We start from the raw sequence: 14,651 nt of genomic DNA on the forward strand, positions 1-14,651 counted from the left end.
TCATCGAACTCAAGGTGCGATCATGGCTGCGCGTACATTGCTTGCCGGGACGTCGAAAAGGCCTGGGCATGGCCGTACCGATCCCCAATTGCCGATCCGGGTCGACCTTTCGCCGGGCCGGGTACGCGCCCGACTGACCCAGGCCGGGGTGCCGATGGTTCGCATTGTCGGTCCGCCGGGCGCGGGAAAGACGGCGCTGGTTGAAGCCTCTCTGAGAAGATTCAAGGGCAAGCGGCGGGTTTCTGTGATCGTCGTCAATCCCGCGGCCGACCGCGACGCCAACCTGCTTCGTCCCCTTGGCGCCGGTGCGATCCCGATCATTGCCGCCGTACCAGATACCGCTGCGGTGGCCCGGGCGGTCGAGTCGATCGACCCAGAGACGGTTGACCTGATCCTGCTGGAGGCCTGCGGCGGTATCACCCCGTTCCCCGACACCGGCGAGACCGCCGTCGTCGCCGTTCTTGGCGTCAGCGGCGGGGACGACAAGGCCGCCGAGTACGCGAGCCTGGTAAGCCGGGCGGAACTTGTGCTGCTGACCAAGACCGACCTGCTCGCGTTCATCAGGTTCAGCAGCGCTCAGTTCAACAGCGACGTGCGACGGTTGAATCCTTCAGCCCCCGTTCTTGAGGTGTCCACGATCAACACCCACGGCTTGGACGAGTGGACGAATTGGCTGGACAACAAGATTTCTGCCGCCCGCAGTCGCCATCGTGACTCGTCGGCGTGCGGACCCGAGTTGTTTGTCGGATAGCGTGCGATCCGTTTCAGCGTACTTAGGCCCGAGCAACCCATGAGCCCAGTTTCGACAGCACTTTCCCTGACACAGGTCGGCGTACGACAGCAGATCTGCGCCGAATGCGATCGACGCACTTCCTCGGCCGAAACCGCCGAGTGCGCCCGCGAGACCGCCTGCTCGGTCTTTCTGTTGCTTCCGCGCATCTGCGATCTGATCGCCCGCTACCACACCGAACCGCCGTGCGGATTCGGCATGGCAGTGCGGACTCTGCTCCGCCACGCCGAGGACAGTCAGGCTATCAGCGACGCCGGCGCGGCGTCGCCGCTCGACCGCCATGCCGAGGCGACCGTGTCGGTCGCACAGCAGGTGATGTCGCTCTTGCGGTCCGACCGGCAGGCGTCGTAGGCGATTGTCATCGGGCAGGGTCTGCCGTGGCACCCGCCCACACCCGCCCAAAGTTCCTCGCTGGGCTCCCGCGCCCGCGCGGGCCGTGTGGTATAACTCCCGCCCCAAACCGGCGCCGGAGTTCCACTGCACAACGACCAGCAACCAACAATCGTTTCGTACGAAGCACCGCCAACGGCACCCGGCCTGCCGGTGTCACCGTCACCCGCGGGCGTCGGAATCCTCCTGATCGTCACGCTCATCTGGGGAACCACATTCGTCGCCACCAAGGCATTGGTCGGCGGTGCCGCCGCGCCGCTGGGACCCGGCGCGGCCACGTTCTGGCGGTTTGCAATTGCGACGGTGTGCTTTATGCCCCTGGTCGTCGGCCGGCCTGTGCCACGGGGTATCTGGCTCGCGGGTTTGAACCTCAGCTTCTGGCTCTGGGCCGGGTACGCCACGCAGGCCATCGGCCTGAAGTACACCACCGTCAACCGCAGTGCGTTCGTCACATCGCTCAACGTGGTCTTTGTTCCGATCCTGACCGTCATGGCCGGCCGCAAGGTCGGAAGGCTTGTCTGGGTCATGGTCGGCGTCGCACTCGCAGGTGCAGCGCTCCTGACTTACGACGGCAGCCAACCCAACATCGGCGACCTCTGGACGCTCGGGTGCGCCGTCACCTATGCCACCTACATCATGCGGCTGGAGCGATACGCCAATCACTTCAGTACTCGGGCGCTCACGATGGCGCAACTGGTGGGAGTCGCCGCGTTCTCCCTGCCGTGGATGATCGGCGAAGCCACGTTCACGGGCGCGGGCTGGGGCAACTGGTCGCCCGGCGTGCTGGTCGCGATCCTCTACATGGGCGTCGTCGCGACCCTGCTGACCACCTGGCTACAGGCGATCGGCCAGAAGTCTGTCCCGGGCGTGCATGCCTCGCTTCTCTACACGACCGAACCGGTCTTCGCATCGGCATTCGCGATGGCGTTCTTCGGCGAATCCATGGGCTTCAACGGCTGGCTCGGCGCTTCCCTGATCCTGACAGCGGCGGTCGCCAGCCAGGCCTTTCCCATGCTCGCTCGGCGAACCAACGGCTCAGGTGCAAGCCCCAGCCTGGACCGAACCGCCACGGAATCTCCCTGATACTTCGCGCACCGGCGTTACAATTCGGCGATGCCGCTTCGCCTTCCGTTCCTAGTTGCTCTCGGGCTGACACTTTCCACCGTTCTGCCGGGAGCCGCCACACCAGCCGCTGCCACCCCAGGCTCGCAGCCCGCCACAAGACCCGCCGGTTCAGCATTGGAGCCTTACACGGCACTGGCGCTGAACTTTCCCGGCCCGCTTCCGAACGTGAAGGGGATGTACCCTGTCACGCTTGCCGGGCCGCAAAGCACGAATCCGGGAATCGCCGCCAAGGAGATCACCCGGCTGGCACCCGGGCTTCGCGTGGTGCTGGCGGGTGACGTCGCACAGGGGATTCTCGATCACCCCGACGACGTCTGCATGACTGCAAATGGCCAACCGACCACCCTGCAGGGCGTCTGGCCCAACGCCGGCCCACTCGCGGCCGCCCAACGGTTCGACACATGGCTTAAGCAGTTCGCAGCGGCGGGGGGTTCTATCGATCTACTGGTCGTCAGCGCCGAGGAAGATCTGGCGATCTGGAACATGGCCGAGGATCGGCTCACGGCGATTACCGAAGACCCGAGATTTCCGAAGGTCGCCAAGGCGCTCGGTTTCGCCGACGCCCGCCAGGCCATGCTGCAGCGGAGCCCCAAGGCCGGCGAACCGGCCCGATGGAACGCTTTGATGTCCGGTGTCGTCTCGGCGGCGCGTCGAAAGGCCGTCCTGGAACCGCTTCACCGCTATTTCCCGGCGGCCGCGATGTGCAACTTCAACGACCTGCGAATCGACGAAGCCCACGTCGCGATGGGCGTGCTGGGACAGCCCTGGTACACAGTCGGCGGACCGGCCGGCACCCATCAGTCGCCGGCGCTCTTTGGCGGCGCGGCACCGCCGCAAATCGAAGCCGACTGGTCCCGGCCTTATGTCCAGATGATTTTTGCAGTTAATTTTGTTCGATGCGTCTCACGCTCCAGCAACGTGCCTCAGATCCCCTGGGTGCCGTTCAAGGGGCTGACGGTCGGCGGCGGGTTCGGCGGGGGCGACATGTATGAAGAGGCCGTGACACACATCATGCTGAGCGGCGGCACGACCAACGTGTTCTTTTTTAACCCTCTCCAGCCGAAAGAGATTCCCCCAGGCGCCAAGGTTCCGCGGTTCTCCACGCCCGCCGACGCCGAGGCGCTGAACTCGCTCATGCGCGAAGTCCGCCGCGAGGCCGGCGGCAAGCGCATCGTCGCACCGGTTTCGGTCGATCCCGTCCGCTACGATGCCCGGTTCGTCGTCTCCGCGGCGAGGCTCGAAGACGGCTCAACCCTTTGCCGCATCACCTTCGCCGAAACCGAAGGGACCGCGCAGATCCGCGTCGGCGGTGAAGTCGTCAAGGTGGATCGCCCGCTCGGTCGCACCGGGGTGTGGATGCGGATTCCCTGAACAATCGTCATCAGCGCTGGTGCAATCCAAGCCCCGCAAGTAGCTCGGGGAACTCGCCGACGGTGTGAATCAGGTGCGTGTGCGGATGTGGCGACATCTGTTCCGGCGTGTGTGTCCCGCCGGTCACACCGACCACCAGCCCGCAGCCGGTGTTGGTTCCTTCGTGCAGATCGGCGGGGGTGTCGCCGACCTTCGCCACCCGGCGAACATCGCTGAAGCCGAACCGATCCATCAGCGCACGAATCATGTCCGGCGCCGGCCTGCCTGCCGCGACTTCGTCCGAGCAGATGCTGGCATCGATCGACTCGCCGTCGCGCCAGCCGAGTCGGTCGAGAATCAGTGCGGTAATGTCACGGCTGAACCCCGTATCGAGTGCCACCTTGATGCCCTCGCGTCGCAGGACGGCAAAGCAGTCCTCTGCACCGACGACGGGATAAACCGCCGGGTCGCTGGTGTAAAACCGCTTCATCCTGATGACGAAGTCGTCGTGGATGGCGTCAACCCTTCCGAGCAATTCTTCACGACCGGCACCGATGAGCAACCGGCGGATCGCCTCGGGCTTTTGAATTCCCATCACGAGATTGACCGCGTCGCGCGTCACCAAAACACCGGCGGCCTCGATCGACTGCCTGAGGCAAAGGTTGACCGCGTCGCCGGCGGGTGTGCGGTCATTGACCGTGGTGCCCGCGATGTCGAAGACGACCAGTTCGATGCGATCGGGGCAGATGAATGAGATTTTTGAGCTCATGATTGTAAAACCTCTGCGGCTACTTTCTCCGCGAGTCCGAAGGAAAGGGTCATCCCCGCACCACCAACGCCGGTGACTATTGTCACGCCGTCCGCCGGACGCGCATGCAGCCAGGGCTTTGACGGATGCTTGGCGTAGATGCCGAACCATCGTTCGTTGATGGCCATTCGGGGCGCGGCAAAGAAGCGATCGAGATAGGAAAGGACCATCTCGTCCAACCGCTCTTTGTTGAAGATGGAAATGTCGTCGCCGTACTCGTGCGTGTCGCCGATTGTGATTTCACCGGTACCAGGTTGCGAAACCAGGACGTGAATGCCATAGCGGATGTAATCCGACATCGTCGTTTCCATCCGTCGACGGACTGCCGGCAGTGTTGGGCAGGCGGCAAACGACTTGTAGTGAAGCTGAGTCAGCCCTGCCGCCAGCATCGGACCCATCCGCTGGCCGGCGGGTTGGGCGACCGCCCGCATCATCTGCAACTTACACTTGATCAGTCCGGACCCGGCGAACAGTTCCGGGTAGAGCACTTGGAACTCGTCTCCGCCGCAGACCACCAGTTGATCGGCTCGAAAAGCGCCGCGGGATGTCCGTACCGTCGGCCGGTCATATCCGAGCACGGAGGTATCGAACTCGAATCGCACGCCAAGGGTGTCTCGAAGAAAAGCAGGCAGGTCTGCGACAACCTGCCGTGGGTCCACGCAGGTCTCTACAGGGCTGAAAAGACCCAGACGAAGCCCAGGTGTCTTGACCCATGGGGCGATCTGCGCCACCTGGTCGGCACCGAGTAGCTCGTAGCTGCGGTCGCGGTGCCCGCCGTCGGTCACAAACTCACGCAGCACCTCCGCTTCGTCGTCTTCGTAAGCCAGATGCAAAGATCCGCTGCGATCGTGCCAAAGTCCGGCGGCGGAAAGCACATCGAGCCAAATCTCGCGGCTGCGCAATGCCAAGGCATAGTGCTCGCCCGCCGGCTGGCCGATCGGCCAGACCATGCCGAAGTTTCGAACCGAGGCGCCCTGTGCCCTGGCATGGCGTTCGAAGACAACGACGCGCTTTCCCGCTCTGGCCAAGTGCCAGGCATGGGCGAGCCCCAGGATACCCGCGCCGACGACGGCAATGTCATAGTGGTTGGTCATGGTGGTTGACGCGGGCACGAAGGCAAAAGGCACGGCGGCACGGTGTCTCTTGCCCAGGTGCCTCCTTACTCGTATCTACGTTCCCTTCCGAGTTCTTATCTGCAACACCATCGATATCGCCGACACAGCCGCCGTCATCCAGGCCACGCCGGCGAGCACGTGGAAGACGGCATCCCACCCGTCGCTCGTGGCCAGTCTTGCGACGGCGCTACCGGCGAGGACGCCTGCGAGATAGCCCACGCCGTCGATGATTCCCGCCGCCGTCGCGGCCCCGCGGCGACCGCCGAAATCGAGCGCCATCGCACCGGCGAGGAACGAATAGGGGCCGATGAGCATGAAGCCGGCGACTGCAACAAGCACCACGCCGAACACGGGGTTGGTCACGCCCGCCATGAGCCAGAGCGTCGCGCCCGTCATCGCCAGTCCCGCCGCCATGCACGCCGATCGACCCGCCTTGCCAAGGCGATCGCTGAGCAAGCCGAAGACGACCACAGCAATGCCACCCAGCAGCGGAAACCACGCACTGTTCGAGGCGGCCGCACCCTTGCCCAGTTTCAAGACCTCGGTGAAGTAGGTCGGCGTCCAATTATTGAAAGTCTCCCGGAGGAGCGTCATCGCCAGGGACAGTAGGCAGACGGTCCAGAACGCAGGGCTCCTCAGCAACGGCACCAGCAGCGACGTAAGGGACACATGATCGACGGCCAGTGATTCGGCTGTTGTGGCGGGCGTGGCCGCGTAAACGTTCGACGGGTTCGGCGGGAAGTCAGGTTCGCCGACCGCTCGCGGCGACTCCCGCAGCGCGAACCACGTCACCACGAAAAGTCCGCCGACGATCCCCGCGTTGGTGAAAAAGATCGCCCGCCAGCCCAGCCCAGCATCGATCAACACGCCCATGAACAATCGTGAGGCGGCATCGCCGAAAAGATAGCTGAGACTCAGCAGCCCCAGCACAAAGCCGTGGACGGAGTAATGGCTCCATCGTCCGCCGAGTCGGACGAGCGCGGGCCAGCCGAACGACTGGACGAAGCGATTGCCCATCCAGGCGAGGGTCATAAGCGGAAGCGAACCGCTGAGCGCGAACAGTGCGGTAAAGAGAATCGCACCGCCCATGCCGCCGAGGAAGTTGCGCCGGCCTCCGAGCAGGTCGCCGCTGACGCCGGCAAAGAACTTGCCGATCGCGTAGAGCAGGGTTCCCAACGCCGTGATATCGCCGAGCGAGACTTTGGGGTCAGGAATACCCTTGGCCCGAAGCTCGTCGATGATCATCGGCGTTGTCGCCGAAAGGTTGGCGCGGCAGAGGTAATAGCCGGCGTAACCGATCACCAGCAGCGTCAGGGTTATCGTCTGCCAACGGCGAAGATGTCGTGACGTTGTTGGCATCTGGCGATCCGCTCCGCTCGTCGGGTCCTTGCCTTCTATTCCCCCGCAAGGGTCCGGGCAGGCGGCAAGGGCGAGAGACTAACGCAGGTTCATTCAATCGCCGTGAGCGATGCTTCGACATTCTCGGCGGAAACCGGGTTCCGAAACGACGGAACACGCGTGTAACGACGTTTCGCGCAATTCATGTAGCGTTCTGCTACACTTTGTCCCATGAAGCCGAGGCGTGTTGCCTTACTCGTTGAGACTTCCAGTTCCTGGGGCGTGCAGATCATCGCCGGCGTACGAGACTATGTTCGCGAACACGAACGTTGGGTGTTGTATGTCGATCATCGCGGATCGTACGAGAGGCAGAACGTGCCTACCTGGTGCGAAGGCGACGGCATCATCGCACGTGTCATGGCGCCCGCGCTGGTGCAGCACGTTCGACTGAACAAGATTCCGTGCGTGAACGTGTCTCAGGTTCGGGTTCCCGATGCCGTGTTGCAGCACGTGACCGGCGACGAACCGGCCATTGGGGCGCTGGCCGCCGAGACATTGCTGCGAACGGGGGCCGAGTACTACGTCTATTACGGGCCGCCGAAGCGCGACTACTACACCGATCGACTCGGGGCGGCATACGTTCGGCGGGTCGAGCAGGAAGGTTTCGACGTCACGGTCATCCAGCCCGACCGCCTGCTGCGGACCGACACCAACCCACACTACAACCAGCTGGAGTTGGCCGATTGGCTCACGGCGCTCCCGCGACCGGTGGGGATCCTGACGTGGAATGCGATCGGCGCATTTCGCCTGCTGGAGACGGCGGCCTGGGCCGGCGTGCGCGTTCCGGAGGACGGCGTGTCTCTGCTGTCGGGCGATCTGGACGAACTGCTGACGCGCATCTCGCAGCCGAGGATGGCCGCCATCGATCACAACCCCTGGCAGGTGGGGTACGAGGCAGCACGGCACCTGGACCGCCTGATGCGTGGCGGGGCGATCGGCCCGGAAGTGCTGGTGCCCATGACCGGTCTGGTCGCTGGCGAAACACTGCCGAACGCAACCCATGCCGACCCGCTGATTCGCAAAGCGCTTCAACATATGGCGTCGCGGTTGGCTGTGCCGCTGTCGGTTCCCGCTCTGGCAACCGCTACGGGTGTCTCGCGAAGAACCCTGGAGCTCCGTTTCCGCCAGGTGATGGGTAGTTCCCCGGCTCTGGAAGTCCGCCGGCTTCGCGTCGAGCAGGCATGCCGTATGCTCAAGGCGGGCGATCAACCCATATCTGAAATCGCCGCGGCGTGCGGCTTCACGGCCGTCGAGCTTCTGCAACGGGCGATGCAAAAGCAGGTCGGCATGACGCCAACTGAGTTTCGTGCGTCACAAGGTCGAAAGGGAAGCAAATCTTTGTGATCCGAGAAATATCCAAAGCGAATAACGGATGACAGTCAAACGCTCATCGATCGTCAACAAAGTGTGACTATCCTCTTTCGCGTCCAAGTCGGGGCGTCACCCGGCCGGGCGCTACTTTGAAAATAGATTCCGGTCCTCCTCCGCCAACCGCGGCGCCAACTACCCTCCAGGCGCCGCGGTTTCTTTTTTTGCACGCTGCGCCGGGAGCCGACATGCGAGATTCCCTTCCTTGAAATCCGTGTGCGTCGACCGCAAAGGATTGGTAAGATCTAACGTTATGGCCCGTCAGAAATCCCGCCTTCGATTCAACCGGCTGTATTCCCCGACCATGGTCGTGACGCTCGCCACCGGGATCGCCGGGCTGACACTTGGCGTCGCGGTCATCGCCCAGACAACACCACCTCCCCGGACGGCTTCGACCACGCCCCCGGGAAAGCCGGGCCAGTTGCCGACGATTCCTGATAAACCTCGATACGAGAACCCCAAGAACCGGGAAGAGAAGCTCGTCAATCTGCTCGACTACCTGGAACGGGACTACATCAAGAAGACGGCCGCACCATTCTGGGTCTCTCGTGCGATGGGCGTGATCAGCCTGGCCCGCAGCCCACGTGAGACGGCGCTTCCCCGGCTTCTCGAGCTCTGCGAGAAGGACAAGCACGATGTCGTCCGCCTGCTCGCCTGGCAGGGCGTCCTGGCGCGGGTGGGCGAACTCGATGCCAAGACATATCAGCGTTGGATCACTGCGACACTCGCGCTGGCGGAGAAGGATGCGTTTCGCGGCGGGCTGCGGGTCCCGCTGCTCGACGTGCTCGCGGCGTCGGTACCCACGCTTCGCCACCGTAAGATCTGGATGAAGATCTTCGAAGAAACCAACGCCTGGGAGCCGTCGGACATCGCAACCCTCGACGCCCTCGGCCGCTCTCTGTCAGCATGGCGCAGTGCATTCCTCGTGCAGGGCATCACCAAGATCCTGACCGACGTCAATGCCGGAGTTCGAGCCGAGTACGTGCTGAAAGCGGCGGGCTCTCCGGTGCCGACAGCCCGCGAACGCCTCAAGCCCGAGGTATTCAACCCCCAGTCGCCGAGCCGCGACCACCCCAGTTCCGAGAGCCTCTATAAAACCGTCCAGACCGAGACTGCCGCATGGGTAACCAAGGAGAAGTGGAAGGAAGTCACCAAGCTCGAGGGTGAACCTTGGAAGAAGCTTCAGCCGGCGTTCGTTCCCGCGCCGATGACGTTGGACTCGATCGACCCGGACGACCCCTCGTGGCTGGCCGACCTTGAATTGGGCCGTGCCGATCTTGACGAGTTCGAGGCGGTCTTCGTCGTCGATGCGACCGGATCGATGGGTGACGTCCTTTCCTGGCTGCGGCGCGACGTGGCCCGGGTGATGGGTGCGCTGGGCGCGCTGTGTAAGGAAGCACCAAGGCTGGGTGTCGTCTTCTACCGCGATGCCGGCCAGGGCGACCCGTTCGTCACCAAGGTGCTGCCCCTGACGATGAAGCTTCAGGACTTGGAGCCGGGACTGGTCTCGATGACCGCCGAAGGCGGCGGGGACATTCCCGAAGCGGTCCGCGAGGCGATGAGCGACGCGATCGAGAAGACCAAGTGGAGCACCAGCAAGCGCGTCGGCAAACTGGTCATCCTGATCGGCGATGCGCCGCCCAAGCCCGGCACCGAGGAAGACTGCAAGTCGCTCGCCCGCAAGGCCAAGAGCGCGGGCCTGAAGTTCTATGCGGTCAAGGTCACTAACGCACTGGCGCAGAACAACCTGACGAGTTTCGCGGAGATCGCGAGCGAGGCAGGCGGATCGAGCATTGATGCCAACTTCGCGCCGATCACGCGGACGCGCTTCGTCGATGCCGCCGGCCGCGAAATCCCGATCAAAACCATCCCGCGCCCCGAGGCCCAGTTGATCATCGCAGCCAGTTCGGCTGACGCTCCGCCGGGCGAGAAGATCATGACGCACGTGATCACCGACGCGATCAATCGTCAGTACGCCGACCGCGTGGCACCGCTGGCGCAGACGCTTCTGGCAAACGTACAGCACAAGAGCGAGGCCGAAGTTCGCCTGCCGTACCCGGCCAACACGCCACCGCTGGGCGCGGGGATGCTGAAGCCGCAGGGGAAGTAGGGGTCCTGCCGGGAGATCGTCAATCATGTCGGACCCCGGGCGACCAAAACGATCTGACGCGGGTACAGTATTACTGTCGTAATCCGCCGCTCGCGGAGCGGCTTTTCTGTTTGTCACACGGAGAGGAATGCCATGTTGAAAAAACTGTCTCTGATCGCCTTGGGCGCTGCCGTCGGTCTTTCGTCGGTCGGTCTTTCACTTCACGCCGCCGACGAGGCCAAGGCCAAGACCGAAGCAAAATCCGAAGCAGGCTGGGTTAGCTTGTTCAATGGCAAGGATCTGACCGGCTGGGAAGGCAACACCGAGCTCTGGTCCGTCCAGGATGGGACGATCACGGGCAAAACCAGCAAGGAAAAGCCGATCAAGAGCAACACCTTCCTGATCCTCAAAGATCAGGAAGTCGCCGACTTCGAGCTGACGTTTCAGTACAAGATTGTCGGCGGCAACTCGGGCGTGCAGTACCGCTCGAAAGTGATGGACCCCAAGACCTGGCGCGTTGGTGGATATCAGGCCGACTTCGAAGCCGGCAAGACCTACAGCGGTATCAACTACAACGAGGGCAACATCGCCGGCAAGCGCGGCATCCTCGCCCAGCGCGGCACGAAGGTGCACTACAAGGCCGACGGCACCAAGGAAGAAACAAAGCTCGAGAAGACGTCGGAACAGCTCCAGGCCGCGATCAAGAACGAGGACTGGAACGAGTACAAGATCATCGCCAAGGGCCCGCACATGATCCACATGATCAACGGGAACGTCACCAGCGAAGTGATCGACGAAGACAAAGCCGCGATCGCCAAGGGCATCCTTGCCCTGCAGGTCCATGCGGGCCCGCCGATGACGGTGCAGTTCAAGGACATCAAGATCAAGAAGCTGTAACTTGAGAGTGCTGAGATAAAGGTGCTGAGGGGAAGGCACAAAAGCATTCAAACGCGAAGGCACGCAGGAATGGATCCTGCGTGCCTTCGTGCCTTTTGCCTTCGTGCCTTCTTCTCAGCACTAAGCACTTTCAACTCAGCACTCGAATCAGGCCGCGGATCGCATGCCTTCCGTCGCCGGGCCCGCGTGCTCCGGCGACGAGTCATCGTTCGCGATCTCGGCCGCTTCCAGGGCGACCGGAAGCATCCGCTCGGCCATCAGGTCGTACGGCTTGATCGCCAGTGCGGCGCCCGCTTCAAGTAGTGCCTGTTCGTGCTTGTCGTCGTCTGCGGTCGCGACGATTTTCGAATGCGGCGCAATGAGCCGCAGCCCTTTGACCAGGGTGAGGTTGTTCGTTCCCTTGAGGAGCATGTCGGGAATCGTGCAGAAGATCACCTTCGTCTGATGAAGATGTGCGTGATGAAGCGTGTCGAGGCTGCTGAGGTCGCCGAAAAGTCCGTCGATACCACGAGCCTTGAGCAGCTTGAGGTTCTCGGGATTGAAGTCGACCACCTTCAGCTTGCCGGCCATCTCGGGGAACTTTCCGAGCAACTGCTCCACCATCGACCGCCCGCCACGGTGGTAGCCCAGAATTGCCACCGGCCGCTCGGCGTGGCCGGTGGTATCGACGACATCGCCGTCGCCCACCCGGCCGAATCCGAGTTTCCCCTGCAACCTGTCGAACGCGAGGAACAGCGGGTGACTGAACCGGATGCTGTAGCTCGACATAACGCACGTGATCGCCATCGCGTAGATCACCATTGCGACCGTGCTCTCGGAGATATGTCCGAACTTGGTCGCCCCCAGGCTGGCGATGACGAGCGAGAACTCGCTGATTTGCGCCAGGTTCAGGCTGGTGATAAACGCGGTCCGTCGGCCTGCGCCCGACAGCTTCAACAGCGGGTAGATTGAGACGAATCGCGAGACAACCACAAACAGGACGATTACCGCGACCATCGCGATCATGCTCGGCTGCAGCGGGGTGATCTTCATTCCCAGTGAGACGAAGAAGAGCGTCAGGAAGAAGTCCCGCAACGGCAATGTCTTGGCCGTCACATGCACGCTGTAGGGGAACGCGGCGATACTCACACCGGCCACCAGGGCGCCCATCTCCTTCGATAGCCCCATCGCTCCGGCCAGCCCCGCGACCGCCGCGCACCAGCCAATGCTGACGGCGACGACCATTTCCGGAGCCTTGGCGATCGACGCAAAAACGAACCGCAGCACGTATTTCGAGAACAGGAACCCCGCGGCCAGAAGCAGGGCGGTCGCGCCCAATGCCTTCAGAATTGGGGCCACGGTCGGGTTGGCGAAGTTGGGTTGGAACGCCAGCACGAAGATCGCGTAGATGTCCTGAATGACCAGGATGCCCAGCGTCAGGCGGCCGGGAAGGGTGTCGAGTTCCTGCTTGTCATAAAGCAGCTTGACGACCACCGCAGTGCTCGACAGGCCGCACATCAGTGCCAGGTAGAGGCCGTCACTGTTGGACCCCGTGAGCCCGTACCCCAATGCGGCAAAGAGGCCAACACCGATCGCCGCGCAGACAATGAACTGCCCGAACCCGGCCACCAGCAACTGCTTGCCGGCGGCGAGGATCGACTTGATGTTCATCTCGAGCCCGATAATGAACAGCAGCAGCACCAAGCCGATCTCGCTGATCACTTCGACGCTGCCGGCGGAATGAATCCACCTCAGCCCCAGCGGCCCAATGACCGCGCCGGCGACCAGATATCCGAGAATGATCGGCTGACGCAGGAAATGGGCGATCAAGCCCACCACGGTGGCGGTGAGGATCGCGATTCCGATGTCGGGCAAGAGGTCGTGTGGGTCCATAATGCTTTACTTCTGAGGCACGCAATGGAACTAGACGTAGGGCAGCGTGCCTTGCTCCTCCGTCAACCACCGATATCGGCCCGAAGTCCGCGCCCCTTGGGCACCGTCGGAAATCAATCGCGCCTTTAGCGGCAATTGCCGTATAATCCTGAACTTGAGTCGGCGGTTGGCGGGACGGCCGCGCGGGCGCGGCGTCGGTGGTGTAACAACCTCCGCCGCACGAGGTCCCGTGAGGAAAGTCCGAGCTGCCCAGGGCCACGGTGCTGGATAACGTCCAGGCGGAGAAGCGTTTCGGCGAAAGCCGACACGCGAACCCGACGGAAAGTGCAACAGAAAACAAACCGCCAGGGCAGTAGGCAGTAGGCGGTAGGCAGTAGGCAGAGAAGAACGTCAGCCTTTCTTCTCTGCCTACTGCCTACGGCCTACTGCCTACTGTCACGGTAAGGGTGAAACGGTGCGGTAAGAGCGCACCGCGTTGGTGGTGACATCAACGGCATGGCAAACCCCACCGGCAGCAAGACCGAATAAGCAGAGAGCCCCGGCCCGGGCGTTATCATCTGCGGGTAGGTTGCAGCGATTCGGCGAGAGCCGCGTCGCGAGGCGTCTGGTAACAGCCGCCACAGAGAAATGGTCGTCATCGGTGCCCGTCCGCAAGGCCGGTTGCCGGTACAGAACTCGGCTTACAAGCCGGCCGCCGACTCACTAAATCAATCGCGAGAACAGACGTTTAGCCGCGACGCGAAGCGGATCGCGAGGCCGCGGAACCGCGGACCGCACGCCCGGTATCCGTAATGTTCCGAACCGATGGGCTAAACCACCGGGTTGCGACTACAATGTCTTCCCCCTTGACCGGCGTGTGCGCATCGGCGGGGGATGCCCGAGGAGGTGCCCCATCGCAAAAACCACTGCAACTTCGTCCGCTGCCGCCACGTCGCCTGCCAAAGAGCGGCCGGCCCGTCCACCCCTGAAGCAACCGCCGGTACGCAAGGACAACGCCGAGGCGCGTGCGACTGCGATCGCGATGGCCCGGATGCTGGCCGACACGCGGTGCCATCAGGTGGTGGTACTCGACGTGGCCGGGGTGTCCCCGGTGACGGATTTCTTCGTCGTCGCGACCGGCACCAGCGCCCGCCAGATGCGGACCGCCGTTGACGCCTGCGAAGAACTTGCCGAGCAGAAGGGCTACAGCAAGCTCAGCCGAAATGGCGACGAGTCGGCCAACTGGATCGTCATGGACTGCTTCGACATCATCGTCCATTGCTTCACGCAGGACGCGCGCAGCTACTACGACGTCGACAGCATGTGGGGCGACGCGCGGAAGGTGGACTGGGAACTGCCGGAGAAGAGCGCCGAATAAGACCAGGCACGAAGGCAAGAGGCACGAAGGCACGCAGGAATTGAACCCTGCGTGCCTTCGTGCCTTTTTTGCCTTCGTGCCTTCGAGCCTTC

General features: G+C 63.0%; 12 protein-coding genes and 1 other RNA gene. 9 read left to right on the forward strand and 4 right to left on the reverse strand.

Going from position 1 to position 14,651, the window contains the following annotated elements; translation table 11 throughout:
• Positions 1–154: 154 nt before the first annotated feature.
• The 4 genes from IPV69_RS22485 to IPV69_RS22500 all read left to right on the forward strand — a co-directional run bounded on the left by IPV69_RS22485 (position 155) and on the right by IPV69_RS22500 (position 3,676).
• On the forward strand, positions 155–751 hold the full coding sequence (locus tag IPV69_RS22485) for a GTP-binding protein (protein ID WP_206291973.1): 597 nt from the start codon (positions 155–157) through the stop codon (positions 749–751).
• A 39-nt stretch (positions 752–790) separates the two neighbouring features.
• Positions 791–1,141: a hypothetical protein gene (locus IPV69_RS22490; RefSeq protein WP_206291974.1), complete on the forward strand. Its 351-nt coding sequence runs from the start codon at positions 791–793 to the stop codon at positions 1,139–1,141.
• A gap of 192 nt (positions 1,142–1,333) precedes the next feature.
• A complete protein-coding gene (locus tag IPV69_RS22495; protein ID WP_206291975.1) occupies positions 1,334–2,263 on the forward strand; it encodes a DMT family transporter in 930 nt (309 codons plus the stop codon).
• A gap of 30 nt (positions 2,264–2,293) precedes the next feature.
• A complete protein-coding gene (locus IPV69_RS22500) occupies positions 2,294–3,676 on the forward strand; it encodes a hypothetical protein (RefSeq protein ID WP_206291976.1) in 1,383 nt (460 codons plus the stop codon).
• Between the two features lie 10 nt (positions 3,677–3,686).
• Here IPV69_RS22500 and IPV69_RS22505 read toward each other — a convergent pair whose 3' ends face one another.
• The 3 genes from IPV69_RS22505 to IPV69_RS22515 all read right to left on the reverse strand — a co-directional run bounded on the left by IPV69_RS22505 (position 3,687) and on the right by IPV69_RS22515 (position 6,937).
• Entirely contained in the window at positions 3,687–4,424 is a 738-nt protein-coding gene (locus IPV69_RS22505) for a phosphonatase-like hydrolase (RefSeq protein WP_206291977.1), read from the reverse strand.
• Positions 4,421–5,557 carry a TIGR03364 family FAD-dependent oxidoreductase gene (locus tag IPV69_RS22510; protein ID WP_206291978.1) on the reverse strand — a complete coding sequence of 379 codons (1,137 nt, stop codon included), beginning with the start codon at positions 5,555–5,557 and terminating at the stop codon, positions 4,421–4,423. The genes IPV69_RS22505 and IPV69_RS22510 overlap by 4 nt, the downstream gene beginning before the upstream one ends.
• A 75-nt stretch (positions 5,558–5,632) precedes the next feature.
• A complete protein-coding gene (locus tag IPV69_RS22515) occupies positions 5,633–6,937 on the reverse strand; it encodes an MFS transporter (protein ID WP_206291979.1) in 1,305 nt (434 codons plus the stop codon).
• 210 nt (positions 6,938–7,147) lie between these two features.
• Here IPV69_RS22515 and IPV69_RS22520 point away from each other — a divergent pair, with 210 nt between their 5' ends.
• From IPV69_RS22520 to IPV69_RS22530, 3 genes are all read left to right on the forward strand, one after another.
• On the forward strand, positions 7,148–8,320 hold the full coding sequence (locus IPV69_RS22520; protein WP_206291980.1) for a substrate-binding domain-containing protein: 1,173 nt from the start codon (positions 7,148–7,150) through the stop codon (positions 8,318–8,320).
• Positions 8,321–8,597: 277 nt separating this feature from the next.
• Positions 8,598–10,454 carry a vWA domain-containing protein gene (locus tag IPV69_RS22525; protein WP_206291981.1) on the forward strand — a complete coding sequence of 619 codons (1,857 nt, stop codon included), beginning with the start codon at positions 8,598–8,600 and terminating at the stop codon, positions 10,452–10,454.
• A 132-nt stretch (positions 10,455–10,586) separates the two neighbouring features.
• Positions 10,587–11,330, forward strand: a complete 744-nt coding sequence (locus IPV69_RS22530; protein ID WP_206291982.1) for a 3-keto-disaccharide hydrolase — start codon at positions 10,587–10,589, stop codon at positions 11,328–11,330.
• Between the two features lie 147 nt (positions 11,331–11,477).
• Here the strand turns inward: IPV69_RS22530 and IPV69_RS22535 are convergent, their stop codons facing one another.
• Entirely contained in the window at positions 11,478–13,202 is a 1,725-nt protein-coding gene (locus tag IPV69_RS22535; protein ID WP_206291983.1) for a cation:proton antiporter, read from the reverse strand.
• 162 nt (positions 13,203–13,364) lie between these two features.
• Between IPV69_RS22535 and rnpB the strand changes: the two genes are divergently transcribed.
• Both rnpB and rsfS read left to right on the forward strand, forming a co-directional pair.
• Positions 13,365–13,901, forward strand: an RNA gene (gene rnpB, locus IPV69_RS22540) — RNase P RNA component class A.
• A gap of 322 nt (positions 13,902–14,223) precedes the next feature.
• Entirely contained in the window at positions 14,224–14,559 is a 336-nt protein-coding gene (gene rsfS, locus IPV69_RS22545; RefSeq protein ID WP_206291984.1) for a ribosome silencing factor, read from the forward strand.
• The last annotated feature ends 92 nt before the right edge of the window (positions 14,560–14,651 follow it).

Origin of the sequence: Humisphaera borealis (assembly GCF_015169395.1) — a bacterium.
Taxonomy (GTDB): Bacteria; Planctomycetota; Phycisphaerae; order Tepidisphaerales; family Tepidisphaeraceae; genus Humisphaera; species Humisphaera borealis.

Excerpts from the sequence above, each read along its gene's own strand:
- IPV69_RS22490 (WP_206291974.1), top strand. The coding sequence starts at position 791 with ATGAGCCCAGTTTCGACAGCACTTTCCCTGACACAGGTCGGCGTACGA.
- rsfS (WP_206291984.1), top strand. The coding sequence starts at position 14,224 with ATGGCCCGGATGCTGGCCGACACGCGGTGCCATCAGGTGGTGGTACTC.
- IPV69_RS22515 (WP_206291979.1), bottom strand. The coding sequence starts at position 6,937 with ATGCCAACAACGTCACGACATCTTCGCCGTTGGCAGACGATAACCCTG.
- IPV69_RS22520 (WP_206291980.1), top strand. The coding sequence starts at position 7,148 with ATGAAGCCGAGGCGTGTTGCCTTACTCGTTGAGACTTCCAGTTCCTGG.
- IPV69_RS22505 (WP_206291977.1), bottom strand. The coding sequence starts at position 4,424 with ATGAGCTCAAAAATCTCATTCATCTGCCCCGATCGCATCGAACTGGTC.
- IPV69_RS22500 (WP_206291976.1), top strand. The coding sequence starts at position 2,294 with ATGCCGCTTCGCCTTCCGTTCCTAGTTGCTCTCGGGCTGACACTTTCC.
- IPV69_RS22485 (WP_206291973.1), top strand. The coding sequence starts at position 155 with ATGGTTCGCATTGTCGGTCCGCCGGGCGCGGGAAAGACGGCGCTGGTT.
- IPV69_RS22535 (WP_206291983.1), bottom strand. The coding sequence starts at position 13,202 with ATGGACCCACACGACCTCTTGCCCGACATCGGAATCGCGATCCTCACC.
- IPV69_RS22510 (WP_206291978.1), bottom strand. The coding sequence starts at position 5,557 with ATGACCAACCACTATGACATTGCCGTCGTCGGCGCGGGTATCCTGGGG.
- IPV69_RS22530 (WP_206291982.1), top strand. The coding sequence starts at position 10,587 with ATGTTGAAAAAACTGTCTCTGATCGCCTTGGGCGCTGCCGTCGGTCTT.
- IPV69_RS22525 (WP_206291981.1), top strand. The coding sequence starts at position 8,598 with ATGGCCCGTCAGAAATCCCGCCTTCGATTCAACCGGCTGTATTCCCCG.